This is a genomic window from Nitrosopumilus sp. (genome assembly GCA_029862745.1).
In the GTDB taxonomy this organism is placed as follows: Archaea; Thermoproteota; Nitrososphaeria; order Nitrososphaerales; family Nitrosopumilaceae; genus Nitrosopumilus.
In genome coordinates this window covers 31,893-44,300 of sequence record JAOTWS010000005.1, presented here as the reverse complement: position 1 = coordinate 44,300, position 12,408 = coordinate 31,893, and the positions used below count along the sequence as shown (strand labels likewise).

The 12,408-nt window shown below is 31.1% G+C and carries 14 protein-coding genes and 1 pseudogene; 3 read left to right on the top strand and 12 right to left on the bottom strand.

Translation table 11 applies throughout. The annotated features are described in order from the left end of the window. Nucleotides 1–11 precede the first annotated feature (11 nt). The gene (locus OEM44_06490; protein MDH3516445.1) at nt 12–449 is read left to right on the top strand and encodes a hypothetical protein; all 438 of its coding nucleotides are present in this window, start codon (nt 12–14) and stop codon (nt 447–449) included. Here OEM44_06490 and OEM44_06485 read toward each other — a convergent pair. From OEM44_06485 to OEM44_06435, 11 genes and pseudogenes are all read right to left on the bottom strand, one after another. Beyond that, nucleotides 417–1,100, bottom strand: a complete 684-nt coding sequence (locus tag OEM44_06485; protein MDH3516444.1) for a class I SAM-dependent methyltransferase — start codon at nt 1,098–1,100, stop codon at nt 417–419. The genes OEM44_06490 and OEM44_06485 overlap by 33 nt on opposite strands. A 141-nt stretch (nt 1,101–1,241) precedes the next feature. Next, a pseudogene (locus tag OEM44_06480) lies at nt 1,242–2,753 on the bottom strand (gamma-glutamyltransferase). A 107-nt stretch (nt 2,754–2,860) separates the two neighbouring features. Continuing rightward, nucleotides 2,861–3,091, bottom strand: coding sequence for a hypothetical protein (locus tag OEM44_06475; GenBank protein MDH3516443.1), 231 nt, complete (start codon nt 3,089–3,091; stop codon nt 2,861–2,863). Nucleotides 3,092–3,160: 69 nt separating this feature from the next. After that, nucleotides 3,161–5,335 (bottom strand): M20/M25/M40 family metallo-hydrolase, encoded by a 2,175-nt coding sequence (locus OEM44_06470; GenBank protein ID MDH3516442.1) that lies wholly within the window; start codon nt 5,333–5,335, stop codon nt 3,161–3,163. A gap of 446 nt (nt 5,336–5,781) precedes the next feature. Next, nucleotides 5,782–6,582, bottom strand: coding sequence for an ion transporter (locus OEM44_06465; protein ID MDH3516441.1), 801 nt, complete (start codon nt 6,580–6,582; stop codon nt 5,782–5,784). A gap of 478 nt (nt 6,583–7,060) precedes the next feature. After that, nucleotides 7,061–7,225: a hypothetical protein gene (locus OEM44_06460; protein MDH3516440.1), complete on the bottom strand. Its 165-nt coding sequence runs from the start codon at nt 7,223–7,225 to the stop codon at nt 7,061–7,063. A 180-nt stretch (nt 7,226–7,405) separates the two neighbouring features. Further along, nucleotides 7,406–7,561: a cation transporter gene (locus OEM44_06455; GenBank protein ID MDH3516439.1), complete on the bottom strand. Its 156-nt coding sequence runs from the start codon at nt 7,559–7,561 to the stop codon at nt 7,406–7,408. Continuing rightward, on the bottom strand, nt 7,522–7,665 hold the full coding sequence (locus OEM44_06450; GenBank protein MDH3516438.1) for a hypothetical protein: 144 nt from the start codon (nt 7,663–7,665) through the stop codon (nt 7,522–7,524). The genes OEM44_06455 and OEM44_06450 overlap by 40 nt, the downstream gene beginning before the upstream one ends. Before the next feature lie 56 nt (nt 7,666–7,721). Continuing rightward, the gene (locus OEM44_06445) at nt 7,722–9,140 is read right to left on the bottom strand and encodes a circularly permuted type 2 ATP-grasp protein (GenBank protein ID MDH3516437.1); all 1,419 of its coding nucleotides are present in this window, start codon (nt 9,138–9,140) and stop codon (nt 7,722–7,724) included. A gap of 5 nt (nt 9,141–9,145) precedes the next feature. Further along, nucleotides 9,146–9,616 (bottom strand): alpha-E domain-containing protein, encoded by a 471-nt coding sequence (locus tag OEM44_06440; GenBank protein MDH3516436.1) that lies wholly within the window; start codon nt 9,614–9,616, stop codon nt 9,146–9,148. 79 nt (nt 9,617–9,695) lie between these two features. Continuing rightward, entirely contained in the window at nt 9,696–10,523 is an 828-nt protein-coding gene (locus OEM44_06435; protein MDH3516435.1) for a transglutaminase family protein, read from the bottom strand. A gap of 335 nt (nt 10,524–10,858) precedes the next feature. Between OEM44_06435 and OEM44_06430 the strand changes: the two genes are divergently transcribed. Together OEM44_06430 and OEM44_06425 are read left to right on the top strand one after the other, a co-directional pair. Beyond that, nucleotides 10,859–11,338, top strand: coding sequence for a hypothetical protein (locus OEM44_06430; GenBank protein ID MDH3516434.1), 480 nt, complete (start codon nt 10,859–10,861; stop codon nt 11,336–11,338). 64 nt (nt 11,339–11,402) lie between these two features. Continuing rightward, entirely contained in the window at nt 11,403–11,549 is a 147-nt protein-coding gene (locus OEM44_06425) for a hypothetical protein (protein MDH3516433.1), read from the top strand. 251 nt (nt 11,550–11,800) lie between these two features. Here the strand turns inward: OEM44_06425 and OEM44_06420 are convergent, their stop codons facing one another. Then, on the bottom strand, nt 11,801–12,289 hold the full coding sequence (locus tag OEM44_06420; GenBank protein MDH3516432.1) for a mechanosensitive ion channel family protein: 489 nt from the start codon (nt 12,287–12,289) through the stop codon (nt 11,801–11,803). Nucleotides 12,290–12,408 lie beyond the last annotated feature (119 nt).

Here is a 12,408-nt window from a genome sequence, read left to right as displayed (position 1 = left end):
GAAAAGATTGTATGAATTCATATTCTGAAATGATGTTAAATAAAATATTAGATGCTCCTGTAGGTCAAGTAATTACTGTTCTTGGAGAGATTCTTAACTGTGATATTCAGTTACAAGTAGTAGAGCAAAACATGATTACGCCTAATCAATTTGTAAGAAAGGTTGTAATTACAGCACAAGAATTACCAGTCATAACAGCCATCGTGAAATTTGATGCTACTATATTGCCTAAATTTATTATCGATGAAATTTTATTGAAAAAACGAGGTATTGGAACTATTCTTAACATGAATAGTATTAATGTGACTAGAAAAATCCTATCTTTGAATAGACATTCAAATGAAAGTATAGCTTCAAGAGAGTATGAGCTCATTCATGATGGAGTAACATGGTTTACCATATTAGAAGAAATAAGACTAAGTGATTTTGATTCCAACAAGTATGGTTGAAGATCCCCATGTCAAATTTTGCTTGTAGGTTTTTAGTCCATACTTTTTCATAGTTTCTTCATATTCCTGTACCCAATTTGAAGTTCTTATTAAATGAGGCAAATCAAGAAAAACTTGTTTCCAGTTGGGGATAAAAAAGACGGTAAGATTTAGCAGTTTGAAATAAAAATCCCACATTTTACGCACTATTCTAATTTTTGGATATGTAAAATCATGTAAAATTATTTTTCCACATACATCAAGATGATCAAGACAATTTTTAATTAGAACATCAGGAGTGCAATATTTTGGCAAGTATGATGCAGTAATACAAGCGAACTTTTTTTCTAACTTAAGTTTTTCAGCATCCTGATGTATAAAAGAAATTTTTTCATGTGAAATTAATTTTTCCTTAGCTTTTTCAAGATATCCTTGAGTAATATCTACACCCAAAATTTCTGCATGTGGAAGCTTTTCTGCAATTTGTTTTGTGAGAATACCTGTACCACAAGCAAGATCTAATACAGTTTTTTCAGCTGATATATGCTCTAAAATTTTATGTTTCCAAAAACTATCTTTGCCAAAAGTAGTCCAATTAACGATTTGATCATATGAATTGGCAGTATTATTAAAAAATTTTGGGACTAGATTCTTTGGGCTTCCTTTAATCATATTAATTACTAAATTTTTTATTTAAAGTAGTTTGTGAGTTAATAATTTATTTTATGGATTCAACTCCTTAACTCTTTTTGGATAATGTTTGATATAGCATTAAATAATTTTTAGCAGTAGCATTAATTAATTTTAGAGATATTAGATCCCTTCTGCACTTCCATCTCGTCTGATCTCTGCAATCCCCTGAAATCCTTGACCTGTTTGACATTTCAATACAGCATGAATTGCTCCAAGAAAAAATGAATAGCGTTTTCTAATATCAATTTTATAACCAAGGTTTTCTAAGTATGGTGCAATTTTGTCATCAGCAAAACCTTCTTCAATACTAATAATACCATCCATTGAGCAATGAATTCTAGGTTTTAGCATAGCTTGATCAATTGAATTTTGTCCATCAATAATTCTTGAAAGAAACAGACTAACAGTCGAAAAAATTCTTGAGCTGCCAGGGCTTCCAAGTATCATTAAAGGTTTATCTTTATAATTAACTATAGTTGGACACACAGAGGTCCATGGTGAAGCATTGGGTCTAAGATAAAATGGATGGTTTGGATTGTTAAATTCATAACATTACATGTAATTATTATACAGAAATCCTAACCCATCGGCGGCAGCTTTAGAACCGTATGATAGTTCTATGGATTGAGTAATTCCAATGGCATTTCCTTCATCATCCATAACTGAAAGATGTGTTGTTTCATCAGGATCTTCAGAATATTCTTGTAGAGGAAGTTTAGGATCAACAATATTTCTAATGGAGCCCGCAAGTGTTTTTGCAAATTTTGTACTAAGATGTGTTGTATCTCGGGTTTGATGATATGTGTTTGGATCATAGGGTCTTTGGGATCTATGAGCTAGTGCTTTTCTAAAAGTCTCAGCAACAAAATGATACGATCTTGGATCTTTACTTCGAATAAATTCTGATGAAACATTATTTAGCATCATTAAAACCAAAAGTAGGGTTCTGCCCGCAGTAGGTGGAGGCATAGTGACAATTTGAATTCCACGGTATGATCTTTTAATTGGTTTTCTTTCTATGGGTTCAGGAATTAATGCAAGATCATCTGAATGTAAAAATCCTTCATTAATTCGCATATCATCATTAATTTTTTTAGCAATCATACCATGATAGAAGGTTTGATAACCATGTTCACTTATGTATTTTAGAAGTTCTGCTAAATCTTCTTGTACAAATAAATCTCCTACATCATATGGTACAAGACCATTTTTGAGAAAATATCTAGCTCCAGATTTAGATTTTACGCGGAAAAATTTTTGTAGGTTTTTAGTTTGAATATCATGCTGTAATTGCGTTATTCTATAACCCCTTTTTGCAATTCTAATTGCAGGTTCAATTATGGTTGCCCAATCTAGTTTCCCATAGTGTTTATTGAGATAGCCTATAATAGCTGGAGTACTTGGAACAGTAGTAGCTTTGTAACCTACGAATCTTGTAGAACGTTTTTCAAAAAAGGATGCATGTGCAAGAGATAGTGCACGACTTGAGCCATCCAAAGCAATTGTTTTTCCATTAATGTGTAACATTGCTAGTGATTGTCATCCTAGTCCAGATGATTGAGGTTCACATACACCAAGTGTAATGGCTGCTGCACAGGCAGCATCAATAGCATTACCCCCTCTTTTTAACATTTCAACTCCAGCTTTTGTAGCATCAGGAAATGCAGTTGAAACCATCCCATGTTTAGCTGCCGAGCATTTTTGATCATTAGTTACAGTAAACGATGATTCAATTCTTTCTAGATCCAAATAAAATCACTCCAGTTTTTGTTGATTGAGTAGAATATCACTGCATAGTGATATTCTTCTTGTTTGCATATCTTACATGTTGGGATTGTGATGTAGTTAGGATGTATCAATCCTGAAGAAACTTGTGGTAGTATAGGAGTATAAAGAAAATAGATATCTAGATTTACCAGACCAATATTGATATTAGAATCATTTTTGAATTTATCTTGAATTAATTTCAATATGTTGATTTCACCTCCCAGTAAGAATTTTTTTAATTTGTGACATCTATGTTGCATTAAAAATCAAAATTATTTCTCAGAGCATTTATACAGAACTGATGCCAATAATGCAGCCCGATCTAAAATACTATCATGAAGAATATACTCTTTAGTAGAACGATAGCGGTGTCCTAATGGTCCAAACCCATCCAAAGCTGGAAGGTTGGTTGGAACGTTACTAATATCTGATGATACAATTTGACAATGTTTTTTGATTTTCATATCGTGTTTTTTGGCAAGATCTTCTACCATGTTATAGAATTCAGTATCAGATGACTCTTCTAATACAGGAGGTCTTGATTGAATTTTATTTATTGCAACATCTAGTTTTTTTGAATCTTCTTCTCTTTTTTTCATAATAGTTTGAATTTTTGAATCAAGAGTTTGACCAAGATCTTCTGTTTGATAGCTACATGTCAAAGATAATGTAGCATAGTTTGGAGTGTTACCATGAGAACCTTTTGCTATAACAGAAGTGGTTCTCAATCTAAAATTTTCTTCATTTTTTGAAAGCCTATCAAGTACATGTAGTTTCTTTGCCAAAACTGGGATTATTCCATGGATATCAGAGTCTAAATCAGATTGACTATTGGTTGTAGTAAATCGAATTTGATAGTCACTTCTGCCATAACAAGTTGTAATAATTCCACCATCTTTACTTCCAGATTTTAATCCAATAATATACTTTGATTTTTTTGAATATTCATTAACTAATCTCCTACTATAGCGGCCTCCTAAACTATCATCCGTTGTCAACAGTACGGCGCATTTAATTTTTTTAAGTTTTTTTGCAAATCGTAGTGCATGTAATGCACCTAACATAACTACTAATCCCCCTTTACTTTCAGCTATACCTGAACCTAAAATTTGATCATCAACTTCATGATAAGTTATCAAATCATCTGGGCCATAATGTGTATCAAGGTGAGAAACTATCAATACATCATTTTGTGATTCTGTATGATTTTTAAAATAATGAAAATCACCCACATCAATTTCTCGATGAACCTGTTCATCAAATCCAAGATATTTTAATCGTTTAGAAAGTATAATTCCAAGCTGATTTACATGTTCTAAGTTATACACATGGGTATTAAGATTCACAAAATCTCTTAATGTTTCCTTTAGGTTTTGCAAGTGTCCTCTAAGATAAGATCTAGTAACAACACGCAATGGTTGAGTCAAATTAACATCTTGTTCAGGTTGCTGTATTGAAGAACCAAAGTATCTAATTGCAGCCACGTCCAGGATTTTATTAATCAAAGATTCGTAGGTGTATCCTGCAGTTTGTGCTGCATAAAACAAAGAACCACCAGCACCCAAACTTGCCATGGAGTTTAATTCAAGAATGTAAAGATGTTCATCTTTGTCCATTCTAAAGTCAACCCTAGTGTAATCGTTTAGTCCTAAAGAATTGAATGCCTTTATGCACATTTGACGCATTTCTTCTTTTTTTTCTTTTGATAATTTAGCAGGACATGTTTTATCAACTCCACCTTTTTTCTTTTTATCATCTATTGTTTGTATTTGATCTGGATCACCTAGATTAATTTCAACAATTGGAAGAACTTCGATGTTGGGATTATTACCTAATAGACCTACAGCAAATTCTCGCCCCGATATGAACTGTTCCACCAATATTTCTTGTTGGAACTTTTCAATCTGCACCCTTACTGCATTTCTCAGATCATCCCAGTTATTTACTACCTCCATTCCCATGGATGTGGATTCCAGTTTTGGCTTGACAATTACTGGGAAAATTAGATCATCATGAATATCCTCAGGCGTTCGAAATACCCAAAATCCAGGAGTTGGGATTTTATTTTTTTGTAAGACAATTTTTGTCATAACCTTATCTTGAACTATTGCGTGTCCTGCAGGTCCTGATCCAATGTATGGAATACCTAACATTTCCATCATTGCAGGAACATGGGTGTAACGATTCTGCCCCTGTATACCATACGCCATATTGAATACCATTCCAGGGGATTCTCCTGCAACCACTTTAGGCATAAATTCTTTTAGTTCATCTGCCAGATGAATATCACCCTCCACTATCTTGACTGTATGTCCCCCCTTTTCTAACGATTGAGCAACTTTTTCAACAGCCTTTTTACTATAATGCTCTTTTGTAGTCATTCCAAATATATTGATTACATCATTAGGATCGATCTTATTTTCATTGTAAATTAAAGCAACCTTCAAGATATTACGCTATATTGTTGTATGTTATATAGTTTAATGAATTAATTTTTCAATAAAATCAAATGGTTATAGAAATAATTTTAAAAAATTTATACAATTAGACAATAATTAAGTGGTATTAGTTTAGGATAAAAAACGGAGTGTATACATTCAAAAATATAACAAAAGCATAATTAAGAATTTTTAAAAAAGTTATTACCTCAAAAATTTTTCAATAACATAGAATTTCAAGCAGTTGAAAAAAATTTGACATTACTTGAGGCGTGTAAAAATGTAATTGCTGAATATAAAAGTTAAAAGAATTATTTTTCTTGCTGGAAAAAATCACATTTTGATGCAACGATAACTACTTTATTACATTACAACAAAGATGTTCTCAATGTACGTTCTTTCAAATAACAACAATTCTTTTATCATCTATTGAAATTATCACATAATTATTAAAATCACATATTTGTTATTTCTTTACCACAATGTGGACATTTACTATCTTGAGATCTTTTCCTTCTAAGCTCTTCAGTAAAAGCAGATGCCATAATACCTGTGGGAATGGCATATACTGCAATTCCAATAACTGCCACACCAGCAGCAATTAATTTTCCAGGTATTGTGACAGGATAGACATCACCATACCCAATTGTTGTAAGGGTTACTATCCCCCACCACATAGAAGCAGGTATACTAGAAAAGACATCGGGTTGAGCTTCATGTTCAGCATGATACATCAAACTAGACGCAAAAATTAACACTATAAAAAGAATAAAAAATGCAACTGCTAAATCACCTGCTTTTGATTTGAATACTATACCAAGAGTTTGCATTGGTTCAGAATATCTTGAAAGTTTGAATAATCTAAATAATCTCAAGAGACGAATTATTCTAATGAATCTAGTATCTGTAATTATAAATGGTAAGAAGAATGGCAATATTGCAGCTAAATCAACTAACATCATTGGTGAAACAAGTAACCTAACCAATCCATATTTTGAATTATTGTATTTTGGATTTAATTTGTAAACAACGATCCTTCCAATATATTCAGCAGTAAAAATAATAACAGAAAAGATTTCAAATGGGGTAAAAAGATAACCGTATTCATCTAAAACAGACTCTTCTGTTTCAATAATTACAACTAATACATTTACAGCAATCAGTGTAATTATGAATATTTGAAAACTTTTTGTGAATTTATCATTAGTAGTACCTTCAAGAACATCATATACTCGTTGTATTATTTTATTGGCCACAGCCTTATTAATTAGAAATATTATATAGTTTTAAACAGTTGTTATTTCATTCTTAGGTGACAATTTAGATTATTAAATTATATTTTAAATTTAATTTACCAGATAAAATCTGGAAGTAATGGCAATGATTAGTCTAGATTTAAAACTATTTCTTTTTTTAACCCATGTAATCATTATACCTGAATTACGGCCATTCCAATCAGCATAAATAAAATTGAGTGGTCATACCCACTACAATTTTGATAGAGTATTACAGAGAAAACTGATAGTGGTACGATTAATAATTACAACTAAAAATTTATTTAACTTATTTTAATAAAAAATAATTGGTCTAATAAAGAACAAGTTTTTGAATATTTTCAACGTAATACCTAAAGCAACGTTTTATATGATTATCACCACAATACAATTAGAAATTATTGAGAAGTTCTAATGGTCTTGTAAAATGATTTTAATTACTAGATCATTACGATGTGTATCAGACTTGTTTTGCTTTCTTTTCTAGCCATGCTTTTTCATTTATTTCATGACATTTGCAATCTGCAGATTTACCTTTACAATTTTTTTGATGAAGGGGTTTGTCACATTTGTTACAATCAGGATCTCTCCAACTAGCTTGATTCCCACAATTAGCACATCGCATAATTCAAAATTTCATTACAATTAATGATTTTTAAAGTTTTTTGATATCTTTTTTGTTTAGAGTTATTTTTGTTATTGATAATTACTAATTTTTATAATAATTTTATTTTTTATCGTTGAACTTATACAAAAATATACTCTTTTTTTGAATTAGGTATGATAGTCATAATTTCTTTCTTTATCACATGATTGCCAGAATAAATAACCAGAAAAACTGTGGTTTTCCAAATCCAAATTGGTGTAACTCATTTGCAGGTCTTGTGCTTAATTTTATACCCAATAACAATAGAATTTGGTTTACTGTATCGGATACAGAATGACATGTGATTCTGCCCACATAGAGGCACTTCCATTCATTGCAGCTGCAATAAACTTTGTAACTGCAATTCCTAGATTTCCAAAAAGCGCAGCATAAACTGCTTTAGTTGAACCAGTTGCCATGATTATTTTTCTATGTAATTCTTGTTTGAAATAGATTCTTCCATCTTTGTTAAAAATTATCCATCTAAATTAACAATCCAAGTATCTTTAACTCCTCCACCTGAAGAATTATTTGTTATTCTTCCATGCCTTGCAAATCTAGATAATCCACCAGGTGGAACATGTGGACCATCCTCTGCATAATATGAAAACACTCTAAGATCAACATATGAATCTCGTAAGATTAAAGGACTAAATGATTCTCTGGTAATGGTGGTGGAAAAATCCAATGTTTCTTGTAGAAGATAATTATCTGGGTTTTCAGTAATCTCTTGTTGTATTTTTTCAATCAGAGGTCCTCTTTTAGATTTTGGATGATCACGTGGTATTACAGTTCCCATTCCACCATATCCTCCCCTTTCTTTTACTACAAGATTTTCTATATTTTGAAGTGCACTTTCTAATTCTTCAGGAATGGTTGGATTGTAGGATTTTGGTTGCTCTAAAATTGGTTCTTCAGAAAGATAATGGCGTATTAATTCAGGAACATAAGAATACACTAGTTTGTCGTCTGCAACTCCAGTTCCAGGTGAGTTGACTAATGCAACTTTTCCATCAATGTATGCTTTTGTAAGTCCTGGTACAAACACATCCAAATCTTCAACTCTTCTATAAATGACATCAATTTGGATTTCGCCTTCACCAGGGATCTTTGCTACGATATGTCCAGAATCTGTTACATAGATATCACCAGCTTCTACTAGTGGGATTCCTATTAATTTTGAAAGATACATATGCTCAAAGTATGCAGCACCTCCAGTTCCATCTGTAAGTAATACCATGAAAGGATTTTTTGTCCATGATGCATCTTTCATAGCCTGGTATAGAAATGTCCATGGTTTGTATGGTTGAAGTTTATACCCTTTTTTCAAAACATTTAGATATCCATCGCTCATTTCACGAATTTTTGAAGGATAGGTAACTCCACTTGGAACTCGTAAATTATCCTCAATTACATAATACGTTTTTCCATTGTATAGAAGATCTGCTCCATAAACTTGAATGAAAATATCATTTTTTGGCAAATGCCCAATTAGATCAGGGTTAAAATATTCTGAACCTACAACTAATTCATCAGGAACAATTGTTTTTACCTCACTGTACACATCTTTTAGAAACATGTTTAACGTTTTTGCTCGTTGTTTGATTCCATCTTCAATTATTTGAAAATTATCGGAAGATATTATTCGAGGAACAAAATCCATTGGAACTGCATTATATTCATCTGATTTTACATTGTATGTGAATCCCTCCAAATACGCTGTAAGATCTGCAGACATGGCCTTTTCACGCAATCGAAATAATCGAGGATTTTGAATATTTTTAAAAAATTGTACGTATTCCTTTCGTATCAACAAATTATTATCTATTGCTTCGTTATAACTCTCAGTTTTTGAAAAATCAATTGATTGTGATGGAAGAGAGTCAATATGCATTATATTCACTGTTGTTGATGACGAGTTTGATTTTGCCTTTTTTCTTCAGAAATATGAGGAGGTGCAATTTCTTCATTAATTACTCTACCAATATTATTAATTGCTGCAATTACATCATTTGCATGTTTAATCACTTCATCTATCTTTTGTAAGTTTGGTCTTTCTTCTACTGCTATAACTAGAATGTTTGATTCTCGTACTATTCGTTCAACTCCCAGTCCTATTGCATTAGTTCTCATATTTCTCACGGAGTAAAGAATACTTGATGGTATATCTCCATGTAAGATTTCCTCAAGAAATTTTTCATGTTTGGTAAATTTTATTCCTAAACTATCTGCAAGAGACATTAAAGGTTCCTCACTTTGAAGATTCTTTAATGAATAAAGAGCACTAAGTAATGCTCTTGATACACTATCTACTCTTTCAACATAGCGTCCTAACCAATATGCTTTGTATAGTTTACTTGGAAGAATCAAATCCTTTTTGTTTATTTTATTATCCAGAATATCAACAGTAACTCATCTATACTATTAAACTAACATATTGTAAGAGTTATTATTTTTGAATAATTGTTGGAATTACATTTAACTGAGTAAGACTATGTGAGCTGTCAGATTCAAAATAACCTGTAATTGGTGCTACGTCGTTATAATCTCTCCCATGGCCATATTTTACATAGTGATATTCTAAATCAAAAGATCTATTATGTGTTGGATCTAATGGAATCCAACCAATATTTGGCCAATAAGCTTCTGTCCATGCATGTGTTGCTCCAGGAGTATCTACTAAAATTCCACTGACGTATCGTGCAGGAATTCCAATGGAGCGTAAGAATCCAATTAGAATATGTGCTTTATCTTGACATACACCCACACCTAAAGCCAAAGACTCTCTGGCTTTAGTTTCAATTGTAGTAGACAATGGAACATATTCAATATTGGTTGTGACCCATTCTGTTAAAATTATCAACGCATCTTTTAAAGTCTTGACATGATCTAAAACGTCAGGAGCTCTGTGTCTTATAAGTTCTGGATTGATAAGTGTTGAAGGATTTAGATAGATTCTAACATCAGATGGAAAAAGAGATTTATCCAGAGGTAGATCGAGATTGTCATTTACAGTAACATTGTATGGATTTGTCTCAACTGTAGATATTACTTTATAGCAACATGCATAGTGAGGTTCAGTTATCTTTATTCTTGCATTTTTATTTCCAAATCGATCCGTGTAGTAAATAGTTTTTCCATTTGGTTGTATAGATACTTGTTCATCAATTGGTTTTTGCCAAAATTCTGTTGAAGGGAATACTCGTAAGACATTATCATTTACAGTTACTAAATTATCATAAGAATAACTTACATCATACTCAACTGAAACCTTCAAGATGCACTTACTGTGTATACTGATATTTAAACTAAAATTTAAGGACATGTTATTAATTATTAAAAAATTAACAGTCGAATAGGTTTTACCGAATTTGATATAAAGAAGAAAAATTTCTTATCTAAACAATACAGTTTGGATTTAAAAGATGATAAATCACTATGGAATTTTATACAGTACTGAAATAAAATCAAACCTGTGAAAATGATCTTTAAAATATAGTACAAACACAACAACAAAATTTCAATAATTCAAATAATCTGCAGAATTTGAAGGATTGATCTAAAAACAGTGGTTTGATCTGTGTTTAAATGTTCGATGTGACATATGATTACGTGCTAGATAAAGTAACTAAAAAAAGAAAAGATATACACGATTATTTTTCAAAATCTGAAAATTCTCATGAAAAAGCAATGTATCAGTTTTTTAAAAAAGAGATAAGATCACATGACATAAAAATTTCACATAAAGACGTATCAATAATTGGAAATACCAGAAAAGAACGAGAGTATGTTTGTGCAATTTGGAAAGTACCTAATTTCCACAAAACAATTCCATGGTTACGTATTGGAATTCCACACAACGATATTTCACCTTCACTAGAAATTGTTCTTCCAGTGTTTCATGGAGATATGCCTAATCTTTGGTCAAAGGGGAAAAACTATTTCAGATTAGTAATAGAATACACAGTTGGGAAACATGGTGGAATGTTACAATTTTTTACCAACCCTATAGATTTGCAAGATACCGCGGAAATTCTTAATGTGATAAAGGAATTTAACAGAAAAATCAAAAGTTATGAGACGAGTAAATGATATTTTTTTAAATTCAACACAGCATATATTCCAGTGATCAGATACAAGTAAAGAGAATCAAAAAATGCCATTATTAATTGAACGTAGCCCTGAAGATATTGATGGTGGAGATATTTGTCCAATATGCAACAGATCTAAAAAATTACACACAATTGTAGAGATTCAAATATGTTCTAAAAAACTAAAAGATTTCCAAAAATCAGGCAAGTAGTTGTGTATTACATAATTTTATTAAATCTAAAAATAAGGAGCAAGCCTTGAAGGTTTCATTAGCCTATAATTAGATTGAACCAAATTATGTGATTAATATTTTTTGAATGACTATCAAATAATATTACAGTAAAAAAGATGTTAAAAAAAAATGCAAAAGGTATTTTGAACTAACCGTTTATTTCATGAGGAGAATTTGAGTTGGAGTGATTGAAAATTATCCAGGTATTATTGCTTTTCCAATAGTTGGGATTAATTTTCAATATCCCTCCTTTTTTTATTATATACTATTACAACGTCTTCTGCAAGTTTTTGATTTGGAATAATTATTCTACCTCCATCCTCAGTTAACGCAATAATTTTTGTCAGATGTAATTCTATTATTACACCATGAGTTTCTTTAATCAATATTGAATCGCCTATATTAATATCAGAACCAAAGTAGACCCCAATTCCTGCAGCAATATTCTTTAGTTGATGTTGTAATGCTATTCCAAGTATCACCATTCCAACTCCAATGGATGTAATTACTTCTATTGCAAATTCAAACAGTTTTAGAACAGTCCCCAAATAAATAATTTCAGAAATTATGATAAAGATTGAAACAATGCCTAATAATTTTTGAGTACCAGTTACATTATGCATTTTTTTACGGATAACATATCTTGCAATAAAAAATAACGTGATTGCAATAATAATTGATAATAATATATAGTAAAAATTTACTAATAGAATATCCATTATCAGTTTTGATTCGTTTTCGTATTATTAAGTACACTATTAACCAAATTGGTTGACGGCATAAACCAGTTTACTTGATTTTAATGTAAAACATTAAGAATATTTTATTCAAAATTGAT

Coding starts and splice junctions, on each gene's coding strand:
- OEM44_06490 (MDH3516445.1), top strand. CDS start 12: ATGAATTCATATTCTGAAATGATGTTAAATAAAATATTAGATGCTCCT.
- OEM44_06485 (MDH3516444.1), bottom strand. CDS start 1,100: ATGATTAAAGGAAGCCCAAAGAATCTAGTCCCAAAATTTTTTAATAAT.
- OEM44_06460 (MDH3516440.1), bottom strand. CDS start 7,225: ATGCGATGTGCTAATTGTGGGAATCAAGCTAGTTGGAGAGATCCTGAT.
- OEM44_06450 (MDH3516438.1), bottom strand. CDS start 7,665: ATGGCAACTGGTTCAACTAAAGCAGTTTATGCTGCGCTTTTTGGAAAT.
- OEM44_06445 (MDH3516437.1), bottom strand. CDS start 9,140: ATGCATATTGACTCTCTTCCATCACAATCAATTGATTTTTCAAAAACT.
- OEM44_06425 (MDH3516433.1), top strand. CDS start 11,403: ATGCCATTATTAATTGAACGTAGCCCTGAAGATATTGATGGTGGAGAT.
- OEM44_06420 (MDH3516432.1), bottom strand. CDS start 12,289: ATGGATATTCTATTAGTAAATTTTTACTATATATTATTATCAATTATT.